The 24971-nt window shown below is 67.1% G+C and carries 16 protein-coding genes, 1 pseudogene and 1 riboswitch; of the genes and pseudogenes, 5 read left to right on the top strand and 12 right to left on the bottom strand.

Features of this window, described 5'->3' with window-relative positions; translation table 11 throughout:
- The first annotated feature begins 242 nt into the window (after positions 1–242).
- Together GCU53_RS10285 and GCU53_RS26045 are read left to right on the top strand one after the other, a co-directional pair.
- Entirely contained in the window at positions 243–659 is a 417-nt protein-coding gene (locus GCU53_RS10285) for a hypothetical protein (protein ID WP_152387529.1), read from the top strand.
- Positions 649–1180: pseudogene (locus tag GCU53_RS26045) on the top strand (DDE-type integrase/transposase/recombinase); the annotation flags it as partial. The gene GCU53_RS10285 and the pseudogene GCU53_RS26045, both read left to right, overlap by 11 nt.
- Positions 1181–1372: 192 nt before the next feature.
- Here GCU53_RS26045 and GCU53_RS10275 read toward each other — a convergent pair.
- The 10 genes from GCU53_RS10275 to GCU53_RS10230 all read right to left on the bottom strand — a co-directional run bounded on the left by GCU53_RS10275 (position 1373) and on the right by GCU53_RS10230 (position 20318).
- Entirely contained in the window at positions 1373–3601 is a 2229-nt protein-coding gene (locus GCU53_RS10275) for a glycoside hydrolase family 70 protein (RefSeq protein WP_167520052.1), read from the bottom strand.
- Between the two features lie 401 nt (positions 3602–4002).
- A riboswitch (cyclic di-GMP riboswitch) is annotated at positions 4003–4088 on the bottom strand.
- A gap of 524 nt (positions 4089–4612) precedes the next feature.
- On the bottom strand, positions 4613–6196 hold the full coding sequence (gene gshA, locus GCU53_RS10270) for a glutamate--cysteine ligase (protein ID WP_152387527.1): 1584 nt from the start codon (positions 6194–6196) through the stop codon (positions 4613–4615).
- A 177-nt stretch (positions 6197–6373) separates the two neighbouring features.
- Positions 6374–6763 (bottom strand): PaaI family thioesterase, encoded by a 390-nt coding sequence (locus tag GCU53_RS10265; RefSeq protein ID WP_167520051.1) that lies wholly within the window; start codon positions 6761–6763, stop codon positions 6374–6376.
- A gap of 4 nt (positions 6764–6767) precedes the next feature.
- The gene (locus GCU53_RS10260) at positions 6768–9083 is read right to left on the bottom strand and encodes a Tex family protein (protein ID WP_152387526.1); all 2316 of its coding nucleotides are present in this window, start codon (positions 9081–9083) and stop codon (positions 6768–6770) included.
- Between the two features lie 107 nt (positions 9084–9190).
- Positions 9191–10204, bottom strand: a complete 1014-nt coding sequence (locus GCU53_RS10255; RefSeq protein WP_152387525.1) for a family 8 glycosyl hydrolase — start codon at positions 10202–10204, stop codon at positions 9191–9193.
- Positions 10194–10664, bottom strand: coding sequence for a cellulose biosynthesis protein BcsD (gene bcsD / locus GCU53_RS10250; protein ID WP_152387524.1), 471 nt, complete (start codon positions 10662–10664; stop codon positions 10194–10196). The genes GCU53_RS10255 and bcsD overlap by 11 nt, the downstream gene beginning before the upstream one ends.
- Entirely contained in the window at positions 10661–14716 is a 4056-nt protein-coding gene (locus tag GCU53_RS10245) for a cellulose biosynthesis protein BcsC (RefSeq protein ID WP_152387523.1), read from the bottom strand. The genes bcsD and GCU53_RS10245 overlap by 4 nt, the downstream gene beginning before the upstream one ends.
- Positions 14717–14726: 10 nt before the next feature.
- Positions 14727–19085: a UDP-forming cellulose synthase catalytic subunit gene (gene bcsA, locus GCU53_RS10240; protein ID WP_152387522.1), complete on the bottom strand. Its 4359-nt coding sequence runs from the start codon at positions 19083–19085 to the stop codon at positions 14727–14729.
- Positions 19086–19113: 28 nt separating this feature from the next.
- Positions 19114–19905 (bottom strand): cellulose biosynthesis protein BcsQ, encoded by a 792-nt coding sequence (gene bcsQ, locus GCU53_RS10235; RefSeq protein WP_152387521.1) that lies wholly within the window; start codon positions 19903–19905, stop codon positions 19114–19116.
- Complete coding sequence (locus tag GCU53_RS10230; RefSeq protein WP_244307163.1) at positions 19896–20318, bottom strand: hypothetical protein; 423 nt, start codon at positions 20316–20318, stop codon at positions 19896–19898. The genes bcsQ and GCU53_RS10230 overlap by 10 nt, the downstream gene beginning before the upstream one ends.
- 470 nt (positions 20319–20788) lie before the next feature.
- On the opposite strand from GCU53_RS10230, the gene ompR reads away from it, so the two are divergent.
- Entirely contained in the window at positions 20789–21529 is a 741-nt protein-coding gene (ompR, locus tag GCU53_RS10225) for an osmolarity response regulator transcription factor OmpR (RefSeq protein ID WP_152387519.1), read from the top strand.
- A gap of 98 nt (positions 21530–21627) precedes the next feature.
- A complete protein-coding gene (locus tag GCU53_RS10220; RefSeq protein WP_152387518.1) occupies positions 21628–22941 on the top strand; it encodes an ATP-binding protein in 1314 nt (437 codons plus the stop codon).
- A 42-nt stretch (positions 22942–22983) separates the two neighbouring features.
- On the opposite strand, the gene rimK is transcribed toward GCU53_RS10220, so the two are convergent.
- Positions 22984–23889, bottom strand: coding sequence for a 30S ribosomal protein S6--L-glutamate ligase (gene rimK, locus GCU53_RS10215; RefSeq protein ID WP_152387517.1), 906 nt, complete (start codon positions 23887–23889; stop codon positions 22984–22986).
- Positions 23886–24356 (bottom strand): retropepsin-like aspartic endopeptidase RimB, encoded by a 471-nt coding sequence (gene rimB / locus GCU53_RS10210; RefSeq protein WP_152387516.1) that lies wholly within the window; start codon positions 24354–24356, stop codon positions 23886–23888. The genes rimK and rimB overlap by 4 nt, the downstream gene beginning before the upstream one ends.
- A 117-nt stretch (positions 24357–24473) precedes the next feature.
- Between rimB and hslR the strand changes: the two genes are divergently transcribed.
- Positions 24474–24866, top strand: coding sequence for a ribosome-associated heat shock protein Hsp15 (gene hslR / locus GCU53_RS10205; protein WP_152387515.1), 393 nt, complete (start codon positions 24474–24476; stop codon positions 24864–24866).
- The last annotated feature ends 105 nt before the right edge of the window (positions 24867–24971 follow it).

Below are 24971 nucleotides of genomic sequence, written 5' to 3'. Positions count from 1 at the left end.
GTCGCAGCCGCTCCGAGCGGGAGCCGGTTGCTTTGGATGGGGGAGGATCGTTCAGCGAGTCTCAGCCGAAGCTTCGAGCCATCGCTTCGAGGCATCGAGGGGCGCGCGCTGGCAACGCCTCCCCGATACGCAACCACGGGGAGATTTGCCGGCCCGGCATGGTTGGGTATTGCTCGATGAGTGAGGGGATTGGACCTGCCGGGGCGCTGCGAGAGGCAGCTCTACCGCCGGCCGCCTGCACCATGCGCTTCGTCGTGAAGGTGTGCGGAGGACGGGAGGCGGAAATTCCGGTGCTTGAGAATGAGATCACTGCGCTGGCAAAGCGCTTTAGGAGTGCAGGGTTGGCGGCGATCGGCGAACCCGTGTTCAGCACCATGGAGCTGGAGGAAAGCATAGGTTTCTTCCTTGGCATGGAGACAGCGCTACCTACACAAATCAATGCTGATGGTAAAGCGAAATCTGTCGCCGTTAGCTTGTTGTTGTTGTTGCTTGCCACTGATACTGGTCGGAAGCGGGCGGGTGGCTGGGTGAAAACACACCCCGACAAGTTCAGCGCCATAAAGATAGCGCTAACTTATCCTTTGGAATTTTGTTTGGCAAGAATCCTTCTTTGCATCCGTAGCGTCGCTAGTGCAGTTTGGCGTCGCACGTCGCCATGACGGTCGTGTGGCGGTCGAGACGAGCAACACCCGCTGGTGCTCGGATGGCTTCGAATTTCGCCGCGACGATGGCGATCGCCTGCGCGTGACCTTTGCCCTCGACTGCTGCGACCGGGAAGCCATGGCCAACCCCCCACGGCTACAGCGGTGACGATGTCCGCGATGTCATGCTCGAGGCCGTCGAGAGGCGCTTCGGCCAGACGTTGCCGCCTGCACCGATCCAATGGTTGAGCGACAACGGCTCGGCTTACACCGCCGAGCAGACCCGGGCCTTCGCCCGGGAGATCGGCTTGCTGCCGCTGACCACGCCGGCCTGCAGCCCACAGAGCAACGGCATGGCGAAAAGCTTCGTGAAAACGATCAAGCGCGATTACATCGCCCACATGCCCAGGCCGGACCGCCTGACGGCGCTACGCAACCTGGAGATTGCCTTCCAGCATTACAACAAGGAGCATCCGCACAGTGCCCCGAATTACCGCTCGCCTCGAGAGTTCAGGCGAATGACCGCGGCATCAACTTAACGGGGTTGCGGTGTCCGGTTTGAGAGGGGCAAGTCCAGGCGACCTCCTTACGCATCAGCTCGAGGGATTCGATGCGCCTATCAACATGCGTCGAGAGGTTTCAAAGCGGAGCAAGACAAAATATCGGTCGGAGAGGACGGCCCGCTGGCGAGCCGCCCTCCCTTCAAGCGAACCGCTCGGTGACGAGCAGGTTCACTCCTGGGCCTGGAGGTCCGGAACCCAGGCGGCCAGGTAGCCCTTCACGTCCACGTTCTGAGTGCCCTTGACCTGAACGGTGAGGCGGCCGTCCTTGTCGGTCTTGAGCCGTTCCGGCTGGTAGCCCATGGCGTCGACGAACCACTGGTTGCGGTGCTGCGCCCCCATGTCGACGGTGATCGTCGTGTCCAGCGCCGGGTTGTTGCCGGCGACCACGGCCACACCCGTCTTGCGGTCGTTGCCGAGACGGATGTTGCTGACCAGGTCCTCGCCGTTGCTGCCGGTGTTGCTGTTCTCGTAGCGGATCACCTGCTCGCCCTTGGCGAACTGCTTGCGCAGCTTGAGGATGTTCACGATGTCGTCGCGGTACGGTGTCGGGGTCGACATGTACGGCTTCGAGGACACGAACATGTCGCCGTAGAAGACCGTCGGCACGGTGTCCTTGGTGGTCAGCAGGATGGCGTACATGGCCGGGACGTTGTGGGGCGCCCACTGCTTCTCGACGCTGTTGCGGTCGGCGTCGTACTTCTCCAGCTGGCGCAGCTCGTAGGGCTGGCTGTTCGGCTCGTAGCCTCCGGCTTCTTCCTCGGTCAGCGGGACGGTCACCAGGATGTTGTGCTCCTGGTCATGGTTGTTCACGAACGACCAGTTGGGCAGCGCCGGACCGCCGTTGACCCGGTCGATCAGCGACGCCTCGAAGGCGTAGCGCAGCGGCGCCCAGTCGCGGCCGAAGGAGAACATCAGGCCCGAGAAGGGGCCGGCGTCCATGGCCATCTGGCCGTAGTTGTTGGACTGCTCGAAATCGACCTGCTGGGCCACATAGGACTCGATATAGCTCAGGTGCTCGTTGACGTCCTCGCCGGCGAAGTAGTTGAGCCGCTGAGTCACCTCGTCGCGCAGCATATCGGTGTTGATGTGGGAGGCGGCATCGATGCGGAAGCCGTCGAAACCGAAGTCGAGCAGATATTTCTGCCAGTTCAGCTGCTCCTGCTGCACGTCTTCGCGGATGGTGTCGAGGTCGTTGCCCACCAGGTACTCGAAGTCGAGCACGTTGGTACCGATGTGCGACGGGTCGTTCTCGGGACCGTCGTAGCGCAGAACGCCGGCCATGGCGTTCTCTTCCGATTTCTTCGAGTAGCCGGGCTGGGCAGCCAGGTACTCATCCATCAGCGGGCCGATGGGGTTGGGGGTGGTCCGCAACTCGCTCAGCATGGTGGCACGAATTTCTTCGTCGGTGCCCGTATAGCCATTTTCGCGTGCGAAGGCCAGGAAGCCCTGGTTGACGACATCGGAGCGCGGCTCTTCGTAGTACAGGAAGAGCGGCGCATACACCGCGTTGGATTCGTTGTCCGCATTTTCAATCGCGAACCAGCTGTCGGCCAGCAGATAGTTGTCAATGGTGTTGATCGTGCCGTACTTGGCCGCGTCGCTCTCGGCCAGCCACTGCGGCAGGTAGTTGTCGGGATGCTGCGGACCGAAGTAGCGCCAGGGCACATTGTTCGCATCGGCGAGTACCCGGAACATGCCCTGGTACTGGGTCGTGGTCCCGTGGAAGTGGAAGTAGTCCCACTCCTTGATCACGCCGTGCTCGGCCTGCCCCGGCGCCGAGCCCTTGCTGTAGGTCGAGTAGAGGTACTTGTCGATGGAGGGATTGTTCGGGTTGCCGTACATGTCGACGCCCGTCACGGGCAGTACATGGCGTTCATTCAGACCGATGATTTGGTTCGGAACCACGTCGACCTGGATGCGGATGTCGTTGTTGTGCAGGGCGCCGATGGCCGCCTTCAGCTCGTCGGCGGTACCGTACTTGGTCGGGCCCTTGTCGTAGGCGCCAAGGTCATAGCGGTCGGCGATCGCATAACCCTCGCCGTATTTGGAATCGGAGGCGGCGCGATAGGGCGGCGGCGACCAGACATCGGTGATGCCCCACTGCGCCAGCTGCGGGGCATTGTTGGCCAGGGCCTTGTAGGTCGCGTTGTCGTTCGGCTGATAGAGCGCGAACGCCTGGAAGATGACGTGCTCGTCGAGCTTCTCGTTGGAGACGAAGACGTCGCCCGACGTGGGCTGCCGGACTTCGGGCTTGCCCATCTCGACCTTCACGCTGCCATCCGGCTCGGTGGTGATCGCCTGGATACCGAGAAGCTGGCTCTTGCCTTTCTGGCTTTCCTCGGTGGACGTGTCGGGTGTCACTTCCTGCCACTTCACGCCGCCTTTGCCGTCGGGCACCTGCTCGAGCGCCGTGGGGGCCGGTGCCGCAACCGCTGCGCCTGACAACAGGCCTGAAATCGTGATGCTGAGTAGGGAAATTGCAAAAAATTGGCTTGGTGATGCTCTCATGGGGAGTCGCTTTACCTTGTGTGATGAGAAGTCACGACAGGGGCGCTGCCAGGGGCAACTTCCTGCTGGCCAGGGTGGCGTCGGGTGTGCTCATGTCGATACCCCTGACTCTTCTCGGTTGAATGACCCATCGGAAGAAGACATGCGCAGTCTTGCCAGGCATTGCTGCATTCACCCGGGCGGCCTGATCCGCACGCGATGCGACCGCACTGCAGGCCCGGGGCACCAGCAGGGGCGAGTGAAAGAGCAATAGTTCAGAAGCGAGCACGGAAACCGTGTCGACATACAAAACTGGCGGTCCCGCTATCATCGGAAAATTTCCTTTAGACCGGAGACTTTGCGTCGCCATCTTTCGATGGTTTTGCCTTTTTCAGCTCAGCTTCCGCTCACCGTGGAGTGAGTTGACCAAGGGAGCGGAGCTGTGGCGCGCTAAAAGATAGCGCTATCTTTGCAAGCAAGCTAACGATAACATGCTGATATACATTCGTATATGTTGACTTCGATGAACGGTTGGGCTGATCAACACATTGCAATCTTTGTCAGCTAATTGCGGTAAAAAGGAGAAAATAAGGAGCAATCCTGCCGGATTGGAGGAGTCCTTGGGTAACGGGACGAGTTCGTTCGGCTGTAACCCGCCCTTAACTGCACGGACTGGCTGAAAGGGCCTTGGTGGCAGTGTCCAGGCCGACCGATAGGCGGTGAAGCAAGCGTCTGGTTTAGCACTGCCCCGGCATGCCTGGTCCGCCAGGGAGGCGCGGGCCTCTGCCTCAAGGGCCTGGCACGCCTCCTCGTCCAGCGGGCGGGCGCAAAAGCTTGCGCCGCAATGAATGCCCCGTTAAGCGGCAGGTGGATTCGCCGGTGGATTCGCCAGGGGGCGTCTGCCGGCCTCGGTGGTAGCGCTCAGGCTCCAGCGGTCTGGATGCTCGCCTGATAGGCCGCGACGAAGTCGTCGAAGTTGCCGACGTCCCGGCGCTCCAGCTCGGCCTGCTCGGCCAGGGAGGCGCGGGCTTCGGCTTCGAAGGCCTGGCGTTCTTCCTCGCCCAGAGGGCGGGCGCGGAAGCTTTCGGCATGGGCCAGGCTCTGGCGCAGGGCGAAGGCGCGGAAGCTCTCGCCGCGCTCGCGCAGGGTCGCGAGGACGCGCGCCGAAGGGGTGAGGTCGGGGTTGGCGACCTTGGCCTGCTGGGCGTGCAGGGCGCTCCCGTAGCCCTCATCGCCGTAGGCCCGGTCGAGCAGTTCGGCGAGCGGCTGCAGCCGTTCGAGCAGCTCGCCGGCCCAAGCCGCGAGCGGTACGGTGTGTCCCTGGCGCTGCAGATGCAGACCGGGACGGCGGCCTTCCTTGACCACCTTGAGGAAGTTGCCGGTGCAGCTGGCGCACTCGTCCGCAGCCAGGCAGGGGCTTTCCTCGAGGGCGCAGAACAGCAGGAAGGCGTCGAGGAAGCGCGCCTCGTCGAGGTCGATGCCCAGCGGCAGGAAGGGGTCGATGTCCAGGCAGCGCACCTCCACGTACTGCACGCCGCGGGCGACCAGCGCCTGGATCGGCCGCTCGCCGCTGCCGGTGACGCGCTTGGGGCGGATGGTCGAGTAGTACTCGTTCTCGATCTGCAGCACGTTGGTGTTGAGCTGCAGCCATTCGCCGTCGCGCTGGGTGCCGATCTCGGCGTAGGGCGCATAGGGGGTGGAAACCGCCTGGCGCAGGCTGTCGGTGTAGCTGACCAGGTCGTTGTAGCAGGGGGTCAGGCTGGCCTGGGCATTGTTCTGGTAGCCCAGGTCGCTCATCCGCAGGCTGGTCGCCCAGGGCAGGTAGAGGGTCTCGGCGTCGAGTTCCTGCAGGTGGTGCGGGCGGTCGCGCAGGAAGCTCTTGTCCAGCGCCGGCGAGGCACCGAACAGGTACATCAGCAGCCAGCTGTAGCGGCGGAAGTTGCGGATCAGCGCGATGTAGCGCTCGGACTGGAAGTCGCGGGCGCTGCGGGTGTCGCCCTCGGCCTGCTGCAGCAGCGGCCAGAGCGCTTCCGGCAGGGAGAAGTTGTAGTGGATGCCGGCGATGCACTGCATGGTCTTGCCGTAGCGCAGCGCCAGTCCCTTGCGGTAGACGTGCTTGAGCCGACCGATGTGGGAGCTGCCGTAGCGGGCGATGGGGATGTCCTCTTCCGCCGGCAGCCGGCAGGGCATCGACGGGCTCCACAGGTATTCGCCGTCGAGCTTGGCATAGGCGAAGCGGTGGATGCGCTCCAGATCGACGAGGGTCGCCGCCGGGTCGGCTTCGGCGGGGGTGATGAACTCCAGCAGCGCCTCGGAATAGTCGGTGGTGATCTGCGCATGGGTCAGCGCCGAGCCCAGGGTTGCCGGATGCGGGGTCTGCGCCAGCTGGCCATTGGTATCGACGCGCAGGCATTCCCGCTCGATGCCGTGCAGGCAGTGCCTGAGCAGGGACTGGTTGGCGGGCTCGCCCAGCAAGGCCAGGCGACGGGAGAGAAGCTCGCTCAAGTTCGGATTCCTTCAGGCACGGTCGGCCCAATATGGGGACGGACGGACGGCTATACAAGTATCGTCGGCCCCGGGCCGGAGGGGAAATGGCGGTGGTAGGCAGGATCGCGGGCCCGCTGGCGGTGGGAAAGGCCTGCGGCCGTTTCCCACCCTACCCAGGGCTGGGCAACGGAATGCCTACAGGCGGGCGAAGGTGGCCAGCGCCTTGGCCACCAGCTTGCCGTCCTGGCGCACCTCCGCCTCGATCACCTGGGTGCGCGTGCCGTTGTGCTCGACCCAGGCGCGGCAGGTCAGCTCGCCCTCGCTGACCGGGCGGATGTAGTTGACCTTGCACTCCAGAGTGACGCTGTCCGGCGTGCCGTCGTTGAGGCTGTGGCTGGCCTGACCCATGGCGCTGTCGATCAGCGAGAACAGCGCGCCGCCATGCAGCTTGCCGTGCAGGTTGCGCAGGCCGTCGTGCATGGCCAGGCGCACCGTCGCCTCGCCGCCGCCGGCGGCGAGAATCTCCAGGCCGAGCAGGCGCCCGAAGGCGCTGTTCCGGCCGACCTCTTCCTCTTGCATGCTCACGGAATCACTTCCTCAACTGCTTGGCGTTGGCGAACAGCGCGGCCATGGCGTTGTTCGCCGGCGCCGGCTTGTCCTGGCCGGAATGGCGCTCGCTGCGCGGGGCATTGCCGCGCGGCTTGCCGCCGCCACGCGGGCCCTCGACCTTCTCGCCGGGGGTGTCGCCCATGCGCATCGACAGGCCGACGCGGCCCCGCGCGATGTCCACCTCCATCACCTTGACCTTGACGATGTCGCCGGCCTTGACCACCTCGTACGGGTCCTTGACGAACTTCTCCGACAGCGCGCTGATGTGCACCAGACCGTCCTGATGCACGCCGATGTCGACGAAGGCGCCGAAGTTGGTCACGTTGGTCACCACGCCTTCGAGGATCATCCCGGGCTTCAGGTCCTTGAGGCTCTCGACGCCCTCCTGGAACTCGGCGGTCTTGAATTCCGGGCGCGGATCGCGGCCGGGCTTGTCCAGCTCCTTGAGGATGTCGGTGACGGTCGGCAGGCCGAAGGTCTCGTCGGTGAATCTGGCAGGATCGAGGCGCTTGAGGAAGCCCGAATCGCCGATCAGCGAACGGATATCGCGCCCGGTATCGGCGGCGATGCGCTTGACCACCGGATAGGCCTCCGGGTGCACGCCCGAGGCGTCCAGCGGGTTGTCGCCGCTCATCACGCGCAGGAAGCCCGCGGCCAGCTCGAAGGTCTTCTCGCCCAGACGCGGCACCTTCTTCAGCTCGGCGCGGGTCTTGAAAGCGCCGTTGGCGTCGCGGTAGGCGACGATGTTCTGCGCGAGGGTTGCGTTGAGGCCGGAGATGCGCGCCAGCAGCGCGGCCGAGGCGGTGTTGACGTCGACACCGACGGCGTTCACGCAGTCCTCGACCACCGCGTCCAGCGAGCGCGCCAGCTGCAACTGGGAGACGTCGTGCTGGTACTGGCCGACGCCGATGGCCTTGGGTTCGATCTTCACCAGCTCGGCCAGCGGGTCCTGCAGGCGGCGGGCGATCGACACCGCGCCGCGCAGCGACACGTCGAGCTCGGGGAATTCGCGGGCGGCCAGTTCGGAGGCCGAGTACACCGAGGCGCCGGCCTCGCTGACCATGATCTTGGTGAGCTTCAGCGCCGGGTACTTTTTGATCAGCTCGCCGGCCAGCTTGTCGGTCTCGCGGCTCGCCGTGCCGTTGCCGATGGCGATCAGCTCCACCCCATGCTTGGCGCACAGCCTGGCGAGGATCGCCAGGGTGCCGTCCCAGTCGTTCTTCGGCGCGTGCGGGTAGACGGTGGCGGTGTCCAGCAGCTTGCCGGTGGCATCCACCACGGCGACCTTGCAGCCGGTGCGCAGACCGGGGTCCAGGGCCAGGGTCACCCGCGGACCGGCCGGGGCGGCGAGCAGCAGGTCGTGCAGGTTGCGGGCGAACACGGAGATCGCCTCGGTTTCGGCCGCCTCGCGCAGCTCGCCGAAGAGGTCGGTTTCCAGATGAGTGTAGAGCTTGACCTTCCAGGTCCAGCGCACCACCTCGGCCAGCCACTTGTCGGCGGCGCGGCCGCGGTTGTCGATGCCGAAGCGTTCGCCGATCATGCCCTCGCAGGGATGCATGCTGCCCGGCAATTCCTCGCCGACCTTGAGGCTGACGCTCAGCACGCCCTCGTTGCGGCCGCGGAAGATCGCCAGGGCGCGGTGCGAGGGCACGCCCTTGAGCGGCTCGTCGTGCTCGAAGTAGTCGCTGAACTTGGCGCCTTCGGTTTCCTTGCCGGCGACCAGGCGGGCAGTCAGGGTGGCCTCGGTCTTGAGGAAGCCGCGCAGCCGCTCGAGCAGGGTGGCGTCCTCGGCGAAGCGTTCCATGAGGATGTACTTGGCGCCTTCCAGCACCGCCTTCACATCGGCGAAGCCCTTCTCGGCATCGACGAAGCGCGCCGCCTCGGCCTCGGGGGCCAGCTCGGGATTGCCGAACAGCGCGTCGGCCAGCTCGCCGAGGCCGGCTTCCAGGGCGATCTGGCCCTTGGTGCGGCGCTTCTGCTTGTACGGCAGATAGAGGTCCTCCAGGCGTGTCTTGGTATCGGCCAGGTTGATCTCGCGCGCCAGTTCCGGGGTCAGCTTGCCCTGTTCCTGGATGCTGGAAAGGATCGCACCGCGCCGTTCCTCCAGCTCGCGCAGGTAGCGCAGGCGTTCCTCCAGGGTGCGCAACTGGGTGTCGTCGAGGCTGCCGGTGACCTCCTTGCGGTAACGGGCGATGAAGGGCACGGTGGCGCCTTCGTCGAGCAGCGCCACGGCGGCGGCGACCTGTTGCGGGCGGACGCCGAGCTCTTCGGCGATGCGGGCATTGATGCTGTCCATACGACTTCCTGCTTGGGCGGGGGAAGGTGGCCGGGCTGGCCACAAGGGAGCGCGATTATAACGGCCGGACGACGACGCGGGGCGGCGCTGCCCGGTAGGCCGCTTCCCTATGGCGCTCCCTCCTTGCGCGCCAGACGCGCGAGCATCAGCAGCGACATCGAGTAGTAGTCCTCCTTCGCGAGTTGTTCGGGCGTGGCGACGGGTTCCTCTCCCCTGAGCAGGGCGGCGATCGCCTTGACGCCGACGGAGCCCGGATAGGGCGAGAGTTTGCCGGTGTCCAAATCCACCCAGGCGTGCAACGGCTCGCAGCAGGACCAGAAGTCCACGAAGGGCGCGAGCCGGATCGAGGAGATGGGCTCACCGCCCCATGCCAAGTAGAGCGGCACCCGCACGGCGTCGAAGCCGAAGCGGGCAGGCCAGGCGGCGGCGGGCTTGAGCGTGCCGTCCGCGCCGAAGGCCAGCCAGTCGGGAGGCAACCGGTACTTCCCGAAGCGCGCGCGCTCCAGCAGGGTCTGGCTGTCGTCCAGCAATCTTTGCCAGCCGCCGCTGGGGTCGATCCGGGCGAAGGCCTGGATGGCCGGCATCACCAGATAGGACGGGTTCAGGACGAGCTGGCCGTTCTGATCGAAACCTTGCAGGCCGGGCAGGAGAACGGTCAGGCCCGTATACTCTTTGATCAGCCGGCTGGCGATCGCCTGGCGGATCTTCGCCGATGCGTTCCGGTAGTCGGCGGCGTCCCAGCGCTGCGCGGCGCGCAGCAGGGCCCAGGCGATCAGCAGGTCGCCGTCGGTGGCGTTGTTGGGGTCCTGCACCGGCGGCGAGGCGGCCGGGTCGTAGCGCCATGAAAACAGGGCCACGTCGCGGCGCTTCAGGTGCCGACGGGTCCAGCCCCAGAGCCGGTCGAAGGTCTGGCGGTCGCCGTTGGCCTCCGCCAGGAGCATGCCCCAGCCTTGCCCCTCCGAATGGCTGACGCCCTTGTTGCCGCTGTCCAGCACACGGCCGCCGTCGATGTAGCGGGTCCGGTAGAGCCGCCAGTACTCGTCTTCGCCGGCGCTGGCCTGCAGGCAGAGGAACAGCAGGGCGATCAGGGCCCCCAGCGGGCCGGCTCCTCTAGCGGCCACAGCGGAATACCAGGGCGCCGGTCTGACTCCTGTCGGTGCATTGCACCTGCAGCCGTACCTCCTGGTTCTGCGCCTGGAACCAATGCTGGTACATGCCTTCGAGCACGGCGGCGATCGCCTGGCTCCAGTGGTCCGTGGTTTCCCAGGCGCTCGGATAGGCGCCATGCAGGATGCGGATCGAGCGGTTATCGGTGCTCAGTTGCACCCAGCCCCACTCGAACTCGCCCAGCACGCCGTTCAGGGCCTTTTCCAGGGCCGCGAGGGTCGGCTGTTCCGCCAGCGGATGGGCGGCGGCGAGACGCGAGCCCACGTGGTGCAGGAAATGGCAGGCATCGGTGGTGCCGGCCGACTGGCAGATCTCGCCCACCAGGGTCCGCACGAACGGCCACCAGGGGCGGTCGTCGTGGCGCTCGCCGTAATAGGCCAGGTTCCTGGCCGGGATGTCGTTTTCCGCTGTCAAGGAAGATTCTCCAGGGCGTGTTTGAAATAGATCGAGCCGGTCGTCTCCGAATATTCGCCGAAGCTGTCGTGTCCGATGGTGCCGCCCACCCGGGTCTGCTCGCTCAGGCGGTATTCGAGCGTGGCGCCGCCGTTGAAGGCCATGCCGCTCTGGCTGTCGGCGCGGTAATGGGTCTCGATGGCCGGCAACGTCGTGCTCTGGCCGGCGGCGGTCAGTCCGTCGGAGAGGTTCTGCACCGCCGTGCCCAATTGTTCGAGCTGGTTCTGCAGCGCCTTGTCCTTGGGGAAATAGGGCGCGCGCTCCTGGGTGAAGGACTGATAGCCGGCGGCCGCACGCAGCTTCATGTCCCAGCGGTCGCTCTTGAGGCTGTACTGCACGGGAAAGGATAGCCCGACGAAGTTCTCGGGGCTGAAGTAGCCGCCGTGGCCCAGCGTATAGCCGCTGAGGTTCTTGTCGAAGCCCATCCAGTTCAGGTGCACGCCGGTCTGCAGTTCCCGGGTGGGGGTGTTGACGGGGCGCGCATAGACGCCCGTGTGCAGGCCGATGGAGTGGTTGTTCTCGACGTTGTCGCCGCGATATAGGTAATAGTCGCCGCCGACGTAGAAGCCGGCGGCGCCGTTGTCGTAGGCGTACTGGGCGTTGACCCCGGTCTTGGTGACGCCGCCCCAGGTCTTGCCGCTGACCGGGTCCTTGGCGCCCGCGTAGGAGAGCAGGCTGTCGGTCACCGCGCGCCGCTCGACGCCCAGAGCGAGGTTGCCGTTCTGGCCGACCTTCGGTGTCCATTTCGCGCCGCCGACCAGGCTGGTCTTCTCGAAGCCCAGCGGCGTCGTGCCTATGTCGGCCTTGAGCGAGTCGGAACTGTAGGCCAGGTTCAGGCCCACGCCCGTGTCGTCCTGGGATTCCGGCCGGTAGGGGGCGAGCACGCGCTGAGCGGTGGAGTTGAGCAGGGTGCTGGCGAGCCGTTCACCCTGCTCCGCGCTCAGCCCGGCGGCCACGGCCGCGTCGCTTATCGTCTGTGCTGCCTGGATCCTGGCGTCCGCGACGATCGCAGCTCGCTCCGCCAGGGTCAGCGCGCGCTTTTCCTCCTCTCTGACCTGCTGTTCCCTCACTTGCAGAGTCGAGCTGGAGTAGGTCTTCACCAGCCCGTCGTAAACACCGAAAACGGACTCGGTCAGGCCGCTGGCCAGCGCATAGCTGCCGAGACGCCTGGCCGCGTCGCGGCCGGGCGTGCCGGCGTCCAGGCGGGTGGGCGTGGCGGTCAGCTCGATGCGGCCGTTGTCCAGCGGCACCATGGAGAGCTGCAGCGGCGCTTTAACCTCGGTCAGCTCGGACAGGCCCTTCTCGCCGTCGCGGATGCGCAGGTTGGTGGCGGCGGACAGCCGGGTGGCGGTCTTCTCGCGCAGGGCGTTCAGGCGGCCCTCGATTTCGCTGGCCAGGGGGTCGGCCGTCGTGGACGGACCGCGCCGCTGGCTGGGCAGGCCGGCGTCCGCGTTGGCCTGTGCCAGGACCGGGAACATGGCGTCACGCGGGGCGCGGAAGGGGTTGTCGCGCGTCATGAAGGCCGGAGCACCTGTGACGCTGGCCTGGCCGGTCGCCGCCAGGTGCTTGCGCCGGGCGCTTTCGAGCAGGGCGATGGCGCGCCGGTTGTCGCCATTCGCTTCGGCTACGCGGGCGGACAGCAGCAGCGCCGTGGGTTCGTCGAGCGACGGGCCAGCGCGCTCGATCAACTGCGCGGCGCGCCTGGCGTCGTTGCCGCCCAGGGCGGCGCTCACCGCGCCGCGCACGCCTTCGGGGTTGTCCGGCGCGTCTTTTAGTACCGAGTCGTAGACTGCCGTGGCCTCCTTGTACATCTTCCCTGTGTCGTACAGGCGGCCCATGGTCAGCAGCAGTTCGGTGTCGCCGGGCGATTCGTCGATATGGGCCATCAGGGTGTCGTAGGCGCCCGCCAGGTCGCCGTTCTGCCGTTGCCGGTCGGCCTGGGCGACGGCGAAGCCGTTGCGCAGCCTGCGCAGGGCTTCCCGGTCATCGGCGTTGAGGTCGCTGCGTTCCAGGCGGTGGATCAGGACTTCGGCCTCGGCCACCTGGCCGGTCCTGACCAGCACGGCGACGTGCGAAAGATAGTCGGCGGGCGCGTGGCTGGAGAGGTTGCGCAGGTCGTCGCGCACCATGTCCAGGGCCAGGGCAGGCTCGCCCAGCTCCGCCAGGGCCAGCGCCACCTCGCCGCGCACCAGCGGCTCCTCCGGCGCTTCGTCGTGCAGCGCGCGCAGGGCTCGGCGCGCGGCCAGGCGGTTGGCGCCGGTGGCGACACCGTGCACCGAGGCGATGCGCTCCCTGATCCGCAGGCGTTGTTCGAGGGCCTGGATCTGCGGGCTGGCCTGGCGCTCCGGCGGCAAGCGGCGCAGATGGGCCCTGGCGTCGTCCCAGCGCGTCTGGTCCATGGCCAGCAGGGCGGCGGCATGCAGGGCCTCGGCATCGACGGGACCGCTCGCCGGCGGCTCCATCAGGCGTTGCGCCTGTTGCGGGTCGCCCCTGGCGTTGAGCAGTCGCGCGTAGGTCAGGCGTATCCAGGGGTTTTGCGGCGTCAGCCGCAAGGCTTCGTTCAGCAGTCGGGCGGCTTCCTCGCCGCTGCCCTGCTTGAGCAGGGCAGCGGCGCGATCGCGCAGGGCCAGTGCTTCGACCTGCTGTCGGCCGCCTTGCAGGGCGTCGGCCAGGCCGGGATTGCGGCCCAGCAGTTCGCTGGCAGCCTGCCGCTTGCCCTGGCGCAGCAGGCTGTCGTAGAGGCCGGCCAGGGCCGCCCGGTCGTTTCCGGTCGCCGCGACCAGGCCGCGGTAGAGTTGTTCGGCCTCGGCGTTGCGCTGCTGGCGCAGCAGGATGTCGGCCAGCAGCAGCTTGGCGGCCCGCGGGCGTTCCCCGCTGCCGTCGGCGAGCGGCCGGGCCAGCGCTTCGGCGCTGCCCAGGTGGCCGTCGTCGCGCTTCTGCCGGGCGGTCTGCAGCTTTCCGTAGAACTCGGCGTCGGCCAGCGCCTTCGTCCAGCGGTCTCGACTGCCGGGGGCCAGTTCGGTGGCCCTGAGCAGGCTGGTGGCGGCGTCCCGGTAGTTCTGCGCGCGCAGTTGGGCGATGCCCAGGCCGCCCCAGGCCTCGGCGTCGCGCGGGTTGTGGTTCAGCGCCAGCCTGAAGCTCTGCAGGGCCGCCGCGTTGCGCCTGCCCTGCAGCGCGTCGAAGCCGGCGGCCCTGGCGCCGTCGCCGGGCTCCTGGCGCTTGGCCGAGAGCATCGCCTGGAAGCGCGCCGCCACTTCGGTGTCGCCCGGATTGGCCGCCCCGTAGCGACTGTAGAGGGCCTCGTCCCCGGCGCCCGCGTCCAGCCAGAGCAGGGCCTGGCGCCAGGCCGTGCGGGCTTCGGGCGATTGCGGCGCCAGATCGGCCAGTTGCTCGACGGCCTGGCGGCGCGTCGCTTCCCGGTAGCTCAGCGCGCGGGCGAGAGCAAGCTTCACCTGTGGATTGCCCGGTTGCCCGGCGTGGAGCTTTTCCAGCCCCTCGCGGGCTTCCTGCCAGTGCCCGTCGGTGCCAGCCAGGGTCTGGTAATACTCCAGCGCCAGATCGGGCGGTGGTGCTCCGTCGCCGAACAGTTTGCGATAGGCCTGTACGGCGCCCGCCGAATCGCCCTGATCGGCCATGAGACGGGCCCTGGCCAGCGCGGACTTGTCCAGCTTGCTGCCGCGCAGGGCGGCTTCGAGGTCGCCGAGGCGAGTGCTGCCGGGGTGGCTGCCGGCCAGTCGCTGCAGCCAGGCGCGGGCGGCCTTTTCGTCGTCCTCCAGGGCGAGCATCCCCAGCCGGTAGAGGACTTCCTCTGCGTCCGGCTGGACCTGCAGGGCGCGGTTCAGCGCTTCCCTGGCCAGGTCCGGGCGATGGCGGGAGCGCCAGAAGTCGGCCTGTTCGAGCAGGACCGTCATGCCGGTATCCGTCGGTTCGGCCGAGGCGCCTTCGGGATGGGTGATCCCGCCGATGGCACAGAGCACGGCCAGGGAAAGTTTTTTCAGGGCGGCGCGGGTCATGGTCGGCTCCTTATTCGCTCAGGCGTCGTGCCACACGCGCACGCAGGAGGGGTTGCAGGGCGAGCGCGACGAGCAGCGCCGAGGCCAGCAATAGCGTCGCCAGCAGCACCGGCCGGTCGCTGAACAGCCAGCGGACGTGGATGTGCCAGGGGAGGGTGCCGTAGGCGAACTGCGCCCCGACGCGGAAGCTCTGCACCTGTCTGGCGCTCGCGAAGTGGGCGAGGTCGCCGCGGATTTCCGTGCTGACCCCGGGATTGTGCAGGCTCTCGACGATCTGCGGCAGCCATTGCGCCTCGCGGGCCAGGACCAGCACCAGCGCCCGCTCCGGATCGAAGGGCGAACGGCGGCTGAGCAGCCCGCGGAACGGCTGGTCACCGGCGAGTTGTCGCGCGGCCTCCGGCGCCTGGCTGTCCCAGTCGCCCAGAACGAAGCGACGCACCCGTTCGAGCGGCGTCCACGGGGCGATGCGCAGTTGTCCTTTCTCCACGCGGAAATCCGAGCCGGCGAGCAGGGATGCCAGGGGCAGCTCGCCGTCGAGCCGGCCGATGGCCAGCAGGTCGCGCCCGGCGACCGAGGGCAGCCGGGCCGGGCCGACGAGCACTTCGACGCCGAGGGCCGGATAACCGGTGGACTCGCCGAAGCGTCCGAGCAGGCCGAGCATCGCCTCGATTTCCTCTTCCCGCGGAGTGCCCGGCAGCAGCACCGCCGTTTCGGAAAGGTCGGCCATTCGCGTGAAGGGGAAGCCGGCGCCGACGAAGAACGACAGGTTGGGCAGCCGGGCGAAGTGCCGGGTGCCGCTGAAGTCGATGAAGGCGTCGCCGTCGATCCGGCTCAGGGCCTGTTCGGGCAGTTCCAGCGAGCAGTCCGGTTCGTCCCTGGTGCGCAGGTTGAAATGGAAATCCAGGCGGTTGTCGCCGTAGATCAGGTAGGCGGGTATCTCGACCCTGGCCTCTTCCTGGCGGGGCTGCTGACCGAGGTAATGCTTGAGCTTTTCCAGCGGACTGGTTTTCAGCAACGGCAGGGAGGTCAGGTAGCGACCGTTGAGGGCGACATCCAGGTGGGTTCGGGAGGTATCCAGCCAGTCACCTTCGGGAAAACGGTAGCGGATGTGTACCGGGATGTTCGCCATTGCCCACAGGAAGTTGTCCGGCGCGGCACGAAAGTTGAGGCTCACCCCGGCCGGCGTGGGGCTCTGGCTCGCCAGGTCCTTGTCGGTCAGTTCGGCGAGGCGCACCGGCCGGTCGGTGGGAAGCCAGCGCGGCGCATCGTAGGGCGCGCGTCGCGGCGGCGCGGGTGGTTCTTCCAGCAGTATGCTGGTGCCTTTCAGGCGGCCGGCGCCGAGGACCAGGGCGAGCGCCGCCGCGTGCTGCTCGTCCGGGGTGCGCCCGGCGATCAGCAGCAGCTTGGCGTGCGGATCGCGGGGGCTGTCCAGCACGGCCAGCGTCGGTCCCTCGATGGGCGGCAGTTCCAGGCCGTCGATGCGCTGCTCGGCGAGGGCGAACAGCAGGGCGTTGCCCAGCGGCAGCGTGCCGACCGTTACCGGAAAGTCCAGGCTCCGGTAGCGGGCGAGCGCGCCGAAATGCGAGGCTACCAGCGCGGCGCTGCGCAGGACTTTCTCGCCGGGTTGTCCGGCCAGGACCGTAGGCAGGCGCGGCTCGCCGAGCTGCGCTTCGTCGAAGAAGGGGACGGGCAGGAGCGCCAGATCGTTCGCCAGGGGGAGCCGGCGCAGTTCCAGGGAGAGGCTGGAGTCCTTGCCGATGGCGACCTGCAGCGGCGAGCGCTCGGGCGACTCGCAGCGCCGCTCGTCGCTGCGCAGCCTGAGGTTCAGACTGTTGTGGGGTAGCAGCAACAGGGGGTTAACCTCTATCTCGACGAAGTCGTCGAGCGGCGCGCCGGCCGTCAGGCGCAGGTCGTCGATCGCCTCGCCGTTGAGCAGAACCTCCAGGTGGGCATTGGCTGGCAGTTTGTCCGAATGGCGGATATGCAGGTCGAGCCGGGCTTCGCTGACGATCTGCTGGCGACCGATCGAGAAAGGGATGCCCACTTCGGCCCGTGCTCCGCGCAGCGTCGTTCCGTCCTTGATGCCCAACTGCTCGAAGTGTAGGACTTCGATCAGGCTTGCCGCTGTAGTCGGCTGCGCCGATGCTGGCGGGGGCGGGAGTTCCAGTTCTCCGGCCAGCAGGGGGGGGGCTGCGATGAGGCAGAAGACGCACAGGAAAAGCAGCAGGAGGGAGTTCGGCGCTGTTGGGCCGGCTTGCGTATGCGGAACTTTCGCGCTGATCGTTGGAGCCGCGTCCTTTTGCTGTCTGCCGGTCCTGAGCAGCGTCAGGGCGTTTTTCAGCACGCTCCAGAACGAGCGTAGGGGCCGGTCCGTCCGTTTCGGAGCATCGGGGAGCCAGGCATCCGCCCGGCCCATGACGATGCGTACCAGTTCGCGCCGTCGGTCGACGTCGAGCGGGCCGAAGCTCAGGCGCAATTCCCGGTCGCCGGTCATCACGAGGCGTGCGGGAAACAGCGCGGAACCTCCGTTGCAGGAAATTTCGATGCACTCGATCCGGCCTGGCAGCGGCTTTCCGGTCTGCGTCGGAATGACCCTGAGGCCGCCCATGGAGATGTCGAGGGTTTCCCCCTGCCAGCTTCGCCCATTGTCGAAATGCAGGACGACCGGCAATTTCAGTTTCAGCCGGGTGGTGCTGCGCAGTTGCCGGCTCTCCATGGCCACGGCGGAAGCGGCCAGCAGGATGACCAGGCTGAACAGCGCCCAGCCGATGTTCAGTGCGAGCACCTTGGGATCGATTGGAAACCAATCGATATAGAAGTAGCGGATCAGGCCCACGCCGATGGCTGTCGCCAGCAGCGCCGCGGCGAGCAGGTGCGGCCTGACCAGGGCGAAATCGAAGAAACCCCGGTCGAGCAATTCGCCCTTGTCGGTCACGTTGAACTTGCCGCGTTTGGGGCTGATCAGGGTGACCAGGGTCGGCTTGAGGATATGGAAGGCCAGCACCGTCTCGTAGAGCTCGCCCCAGAAGGAGTGTCGATGCCGGCCCTGGATCCTGGCGTTGGTCATGATCGAGTGCGCCAGGTGCGGAAGCACATAGGCGAAGACCGCAGGAGCGGAGGCAGCGATGACGTTCTGCCCGAGTATCAGGTAGGCGGTCGGTGCTGTCAGGAAGACGATGCGCGGCAGGGCGAACTGGAAGTGCAGCATCGCATTGAGATAGCAGAGCCGCTGCGGTAGGCGCAGGCCGCGGCCCAGCAGGGGATTGTCCATGCGGAAGATCTGCGTCATGCCGCGCGCCCAGCGCATCCGCTGGCCGATGTGCAGGGCCAGGCGCTCGGTGGCCAGGCCGGCGGCCAGCGGGATGGGCAGGAAGGCGGTGTTCCAGCCCCTGCGCTGCAGCTTGAGTGCGGTATGGGAGTCTTCGGTGATGGTTTCCACGGCGAAGCCGCCGATCCCTTCCAGGGCACTGCGGCGGATCACCGCGCAGGAGCCGCAGAAGAACGCCGCGTTCCAGAAGTCGTTGCCCTGCTGTACGGGGCCGTAGAACAGCTCGCCCTCGTTGGGAACCTCCCGTCCAGTGGCGAGGTTGCGCTCGAACGGGTCGGGGGAGTGGAAGTGGTGGGGGGTCTGCACCAAGGCCAGCCTGGCATCCTGCAGGAACGCCCCGACCGTGGCTTGCAGGAAGGCGCGTGTACTGACGTGGTCGCAGTCGAAGATGCAGATCAGCTCGCCATTCGTCAGGCCCAAGGCGTTGTTCAGATTGCCAGCTTTGGCGTGCCGGTTGTCGGCGCGAGTGATGTAGCCGACCCCTGCCGCCGCGGCGAAGGCGCCGAACTCGGGGCGCCTGCCGTCGTCGAGCAGGTAGACGCGCAGCTTGTCCGCCGGATAGTCGATGTTCTGCGCGGCCAGCACGGTGTCCTGGACGACGTCGAGGCTTTCGTTGTAGGTCGGGATGTAGACATCGACCGTCGGCCATTGCGAGAGGTCTTGCGGCAGCGGCCGGATCGGCCGTTTCAGCGGCATGACGGTCTGGAAATAGCCCAGCGTCAGGATCACCCAGACGTAGACTTCGGCCAGATAGAGCCCCGCGCCCAGGAAGGCCTCCAGGCCATTGTCGAATACCAGCGTCTGGGTGGTCCGCCAGTACAGGTAGCGGGTGGAGACGGCGACCGAAACGACGATCAGGATCAGCGTGACGGTATAGGACTGGAGCCGGCCCAGCAGCAGCATGAGCAGGATCATGCATACGCCCATCCCCACCTGCGTGGAAATGTCGAGCGGCACGGTGACGAATAGCAGTAGGGCCGGACTGGCGGCGAGTATCAGAATGAAGGCCGACAGCCCTGCTTTCCGGGAGGGGGGAGGCATGATGAGTTACCTGCGGGACATCGGCCGTTCATCCCTGGCGGCGCACGCCGGAGGCGTGGGGCTCCAGGTCTCCGAGCAGTCGCCCGAGCCGGCGGGCGATCGTGTCGAGATCGTGGGCGGCCGCGGAGCCGGGGTCGAAAGCGAAAATCGATTGTTGCGAGGCGAGTGCCTCGGCCAGGGCTTCGTCCCGGTGCACCAGTCCGAGCAGCGCCCCCTGCAGCCGCGTGCGCATGAGTTCCGTGGTGTCGGCGCTCAGGCGACGGCGACGATCGACCTGGTTGATGATGTAGAGGACCGGCAGGGGACTCCGGGTGGCCTGCGGTACATAGAAGAAGCCCTGCTCGATCTGCGGCAGCAGCGAAACGGACGCGGCGTCGGCCAGCAGGACTGCGATGCGGATGTCGGCGATGGCATTCAGGGCATTCAGCGCCGGCGAGGGGCCCGGCGGCGTATCGGCCAGCACCACCATGCGCGGGATCGACAAGATTCCCCGCAGGGCCTCTTCTAGGAAGCCCGGCGTCTCGGCGAGGCGGGCCTCGAAGCGCAGTCTTTGCGCCTCGCCGACCATGCCGTAGGGCAGCAGCCCGATGCCGCCGGAGGTCTGGAGCGCCAGTCGCCGCCAGTCGGATTGCTCGGCGTGAGCCACGTAACCGCGCAGGTCGCCGAGGGCGACGGCGAAATGCAGGCGCAGGGCGTTCTGCACATCGAAGTCGATGACCGTGACCGGCAGGCCGAGCCGTTGCAGGGCGAAGGCGAGACCCGCCGTGACCGTGGTCTTGCCCACCCCGCCCTTGGGGGAGGCGACGCAGATCAGCGGCATGTGCCGATGTCTCGCAGGAGACTTTTCAGGGAGACTTCGGATTGTTCCTGGTGGCTGTCCCGGTCACTCGGCGGGGTGCTCCGGAAGAGCCTGCCGAAGGGATTGCCCGCCGCGACCTGGGCAGGCTCCTGAGCGCCGAAGAACGTTGCGGCCGCCGGCGCGGGCGGGGCATCCATCGCCTGCGCGGGACGGGCGGCAGCCGGTGCAGGAGCGACGCTTTCGAGCGGGAACGGGCTCGGCCGGGGAGCGGCATTCGGCATGCGCGGCGCTTCCAGGAGCACGTCGCTTTCCTGCTGTACCGCCTGCAGCAGCGCCCATGGGGATGCCTGGCCGGTGGCGTCGCCCGTGAACTCCCGATAGGCGCCCGGCGAGCCGTTCGTCTGCTGCATCAGTCGTTTTACATCGTCCTGCACGATCAACTCCAGGTTCGTACCCGTGCGTCGCGGCTCGAAAGCCCGCGCATGCACAAGCGTCGGTTGTGGTGGGAACGGTCATCGGGAAGGCGCGGCAACAGGTATCGTCGATTTTTTGACGATTCCGTCCACGGTTGCGGATTGATGTCAAACCTACATTAGTTTGTTATCACGAACAATAGTTCCAAAGGCTCCTCGGGCAGGCGTGACCTTTTGTAGCAGATGGTCGGTGAACGGGGCTGGCGAATTAGTGCCGACCTTGTCGGCGGTCGATGGAAATACGACGACAATCCAATAAGGACGAACCGCGTCCCCGCTCCGGGCGACGCGGTTGGCCAAGGTTCGCTCGTGCCTTGGGAAGCCGCGCTGGCGGGATGCCCGGCGCCGGGTAAAATCTGCTAACAATGGTCGGCCGAACGGCCCTCGGGGCGGCGTCATATAATGGCGTCCGACCGTTGCCAGGAGTTCCGATGAACAGCACAGCCAGCGCCACGCCGGAAGGCGAAAAGATCCTCGTCGTCGACGACGACCCCCGTCTGCGGCACCTGCTGGAGCGCTTTCTCAGCGAGCAGGGCTACCGTGTGCGGGCCGTGGAGAACGTCGAGCAGATGGACCGCCTGCTCGGCCGCGAACTCTTCAACCTGGTGGTCCTCGATCTGATGCTGCCCGGCGAGGACGGCCTGTCGGCCTGCCGCCGCCTGCGCGAGAGCGACAACCAGGTGTCGATCATCATGCTCACCGCCAAGGGCGACGAGAGCAGCCGCATCCTGGGACTGGAGCAGGGCGCCGACGACTACCTAGCCAAGCCGTTCAACCCCCGCGAGCTGCTGGCACGGATCAAGGCCGTGCTGCGCCGCCAGACGCCGGTGGTGCCGGGCGCGCCGGCCAGCGAGGACGAGATCGTCAGCTTCGGCGACTACCGCCTGTCCCTGGCCACCCGCGAGCTGATGAAGGGCGACCAGGTGCAGATGCTCACCACCGGCGAGTTCGCCGTGCTCAAGGCGCTGGTCCAGCATGCCCGAGAGCCGCTGACCCGCGACAAGCTGATGAACCTCGCCCGCGGCCGCGAATGGGACGCGCTGGAGCGCTCCATCGACGTGCAGATCTCGCGCCTGCGCCGGCTGATCGAGCCGGACCCGTCCAAGCCGCGCTACATCCAGACCGTCTGGGGCGTCGGCTACGTCTTCGTGCCGGACGGCGCCAAGTCGTAGGGCGCCAGACGGCCGCTCGCCTTTCCCCACCGGGCCGAGCGGTGGAAAACCGCCTGGCAGGGTGTTCCGCCCTGCCGCCTATCTCGTGATTGCCATCGATGAAAACACCGGTCTGGTTCCCGCAAAGCTTCTTCGCCCGCACCCTCTGGCTGGTGCTGATCGCCGTGCTGTTCTCCAAGGCGCTGACCCTCGTCTATCTGATGCTGAACGAGGATGTGCTGGTGGATCGCCAGTACAGCCACGGTGCTGCGCTGACCCTACGCGCCTACTGGGCCGCGGACGAGCGAGACCAGCCGCGGATCGCCGAGGCGGCCGGCCTGGTGCGCGGCGCGCCGGAAAACGTGCCGCTCGGCGAGCACCACTGGCCGTACAGCGAGATCTTCCAGCGCCAGATGCAGGACGAGCTGGGACCGGAAACCCAGGTGCGCATGCGCGCCCAGCCGAACCTGGCGCTCTGGGTCCATGCGCCCAACCTGGGGCAGGACTGGGTGCGCATCCCCATGTATCCGCATCCGCTGCGCGGCCAGCGGATCTGGAGCGTGCTCGGCTGGTTCCTCGGCATCGGCCTGCTCTCTACCGCCGCCGCCTGGATCTTCGTCCGCCAACTGAGCGCGCCGCTCAAGCTGCTGGTATTCGCCGCCCGGCAGATCGGCCAGGGGCGCAGCGTGCGCCTGCCGGTCAGCGACACGCCGAGCGAGATGACCGAGCTGTACCGCGCCTTCAACCAGATGGCCGCCGACGTCGAGCAGGCCAGCCGCGAGCGCGAACTGATGCTCGCCGGGGTGTCCCACGACCTGCGCACGCCCTTGACCCGCCTGCGCCTGTCCCTGGAACTGCTCGGCAACGACTCCGAGCTGACCGAGGAGATGGTGCGCGACATCGAGGACATGGACGCCATCCTCGACCAGTTCCTCGCCTTCATCCGCGACGGCCGCGACGAGCCGGTGGAGCAGCTCGAGCTGGGCGAGCTGGTGCAGGAGGTGGTGGCACCGTTCAACCAGAAGGGCGAGACGGTGCGCCTGGCCCTGCAGCCGATCCCGCCGTTCCCGCTGCGCCGGGTGTCGATCAAGCGTCTGCTGTGCAACCTGGTGCTGAACGCCCTGCGCCACGGCGGCGAGCAGGTCGAGGTCGCGGCCTACCTGGCCGGCGACCAGAGCGCGCCCTACGTGGTGCTCAGCGTGCTCGACCGCGGCGCCGGCATCGACCCGGCGGAGATGAGCGAGATCTTCAATCCCTTCACCCGCGGCGACCGGGCCCGCGGCGGCTCCGGCACCGGCCTGGGCCTGGCCATCGTCAAGCGCATCGCCGCCCAGCACGGCGGCAGCGTCGAGCTGCGCAACCGCCCGGGCGGCGGTCTGGAGGCGCGCGTCTGTCTGCCACTGGGACTGATGCTGCCGCGCGATGCGGTGTGAGGCGTGTTCGCCAGGGCAACGCATGCGTTGCCTGTTTCCGGCTCAGCCCTTGCCGCGGGTCCGCGTCAGTCCGTGTTCGGCGTTCTTTTCCAGGTATTCGATGATGATCCCCGCGACGTCCTTGCCGGTGGTGGTCTCGATGCCCTCCAGGCCGGGGGAGGAGTTCACTTCCATCACCAGCGGGCCGTGATTGGAGCGCAGGATGTCCACCCCGGCGACGTTCAGGCCCATCACCTTGGCGGCGCGGATCGCCGTCATGCGCTCTTCCGGAGTGATCTTGATCAGGCTGGCGGTGCCGCCGCGGTGCAGGTTGGAGCGGAATTCGCCGGGCTTGGCCTGGCGCTTCATCGCGGCGATGACCTTCTCGCCGACCACGAAGCAGCGGATGTCGGCGCCGCCGGCCTCCTGGATGTACTCCTGGACCATGATGTTCTGCTCCATGCCCATGAAGGCCTCGATCACCGATTCGGCGGCCTTCTGGGTTTCGCAGAGCACCACGCCGATGCCCTGGGTGCCCTCCAGCAGCTTGATCACCAGCGGCGCGCCGCCGACCATGGCGATCAGGTCGGGGATGTCGTCCGGCGAGTGGGCGAAGCCGGTCACTGGCAGGCCGATGCCCTTGCGCGAGAGCAACTGCAGCGAGCGCAGCTTGTCCCGCGAGCGGCTGATCGCCACCGATTCGTTGAGCGGGAACACGCCCATCATCTCGAACTGGCGCAGCACCGCGCAGCCGTAGAAGGTCACCGAGGCGCCGATGCGCGGGATCACCGCGTCGAAGCCCTCCAGCGGACGACCGCGGTAGTGGATCTGCGGCTTGTGGCTGGCGATGTTCATGTAGGCGCGCAAGGTGTCGATCACGACCACCTGATGCCCGCGCTGCTCGCCGGCCTCCACCAGGCGGCGGGTCGAGTACAAACGTGGGTTGCGCGACAGCACGGCGATTTTCATTGGACACCAAGCAGCTTGGGAAGAGAGGGTTTGTCCTGCACGTAGGTCAGCGCCGGGTTGACCACCAGTTGGCCCTGGATCAGGGCCTTCGAGCCGAGCAGCACGCGGTAGCGCATGGCCTTGCGACAGGTCAGGGTGAACTCCACCGGCCAGGCACGATCGCCGAGCGCCAGGGTGGTGAGGATGACGTAGCGGGTCTGGGTCTGGCCGTTGGAGCTCTTGATGGTCTTCACCGCCACCAGGGGCGCCTGGCAATGGCGATGACGCAGCTGCACCAGGGTGCCAAGATGGGCGGTGAAGCGCACCCAGGGGCGTCCGTCGCGCTCGAACCGCACCACCTCGGTGGCGTGCAGGGTCGAGGTGCTGGCGCCGGTGTCGATCTTCGCCCGCAGTCCGGCGACGCCGAGTTCGGGCAAATCGATCCATTCGCGCAGACCAATCACCGAAAGTTGGTCGAATGTCTTCAAGAAGGCGGCGCTCCACAGTCGGTGTGAGGCATTCTAATCGGCACGACCGACAACCGCACCTGTCTGGGCCGGCCCCGATGGCCGGCGGAGTCGGCATGGTAGAGGTGATCTGCAAGCATGAACGAAAAAGATGACGAAAAGGTCCGTCTGGACAAGTGGCTCTGGGCGGCACGTTTCTACAAGACCCGGGCGCTGGCCAAGGAGGCCATCGAAGGCGGCAAGGTGCATTGCCGTGGCGAGCGCTGCAAGCCCTCGAAGGAGCCGAAGGTCGGCGACGAACTGACGATCCGCACCGGTTTCGACGAGCGCACCGTGGTGATCCGCGCGCTCAGCGCGGTGCGCCGCGGCGCTCCCGAAGCGCAACAGTTGTACGAGGAAACCGCCGAGAGCCAGGCCCGTCGCGAGGAGGCCGCGGCGCTGCGCAAGGCCGGCGCCCTCGGCCTGGAGACCTCCGGGCGACCGAGCAAGAAGCAGCGCCGGCAGATTTTCCAGTTCCGCGAGGAGCGCTGACGACCGTCCGCCTCGTCGAGAGGCTGGCTGCCGGCAGAGTGGCCGCCGGAGCCGGACGGGCGGGCCGATGAGAGGCAGGAGCCGGGCAGAGGCCTGGCTCCTGAG

It is taken from the genome of Azotobacter salinestris (assembly GCF_009363155.1).
GTDB lineage: Bacteria > Pseudomonadota > Gammaproteobacteria > Pseudomonadales > Pseudomonadaceae > Azotobacter > Azotobacter salinestris.
The sequence above is the reverse complement of the archived record's forward strand: the minus strand, read 5'-3'. Positions and strand labels throughout refer to the sequence as shown.

Bases quoted from the DNA above. Each gene is read 5' to 3' on its own strand.
- bcsA (WP_152387522.1), bottom strand. From the start codon at position 19,085: ATGCCTCCCCCCTCCCGGAAAGCAGGGCTGTCGGCCTTCATTCTGATA.
- hslR (WP_152387515.1), top strand. From the start codon at position 24,474: ATGAACGAAAAAGATGACGAAAAGGTCCGTCTGGACAAGTGGCTCTGG.
- GCU53_RS10220 (WP_152387518.1), top strand. From the start codon at position 21,628: ATGAAAACACCGGTCTGGTTCCCGCAAAGCTTCTTCGCCCGCACCCTC.
- GCU53_RS10260 (WP_152387526.1), bottom strand. From the start codon at position 9,083: ATGGACAGCATCAATGCCCGCATCGCCGAAGAGCTCGGCGTCCGCCCG.
- ompR (WP_152387519.1), top strand. From the start codon at position 20,789: ATGAACAGCACAGCCAGCGCCACGCCGGAAGGCGAAAAGATCCTCGTC.
- GCU53_RS10285 (WP_152387529.1), top strand. From the start codon at position 243: ATGCGCTTCGTCGTGAAGGTGTGCGGAGGACGGGAGGCGGAAATTCCG.
- GCU53_RS10245 (WP_152387523.1), bottom strand. From the start codon at position 14,716: ATGACCCGCGCCGCCCTGAAAAAACTTTCCCTGGCCGTGCTCTGTGCC.
- rimK (WP_152387517.1), bottom strand. From the start codon at position 23,889: ATGAAAATCGCCGTGCTGTCGCGCAACCCACGTTTGTACTCGACCCGC.
- bcsQ (WP_152387521.1), bottom strand. From the start codon at position 19,905: ATGCCGCTGATCTGCGTCGCCTCCCCCAAGGGCGGGGTGGGCAAGACC.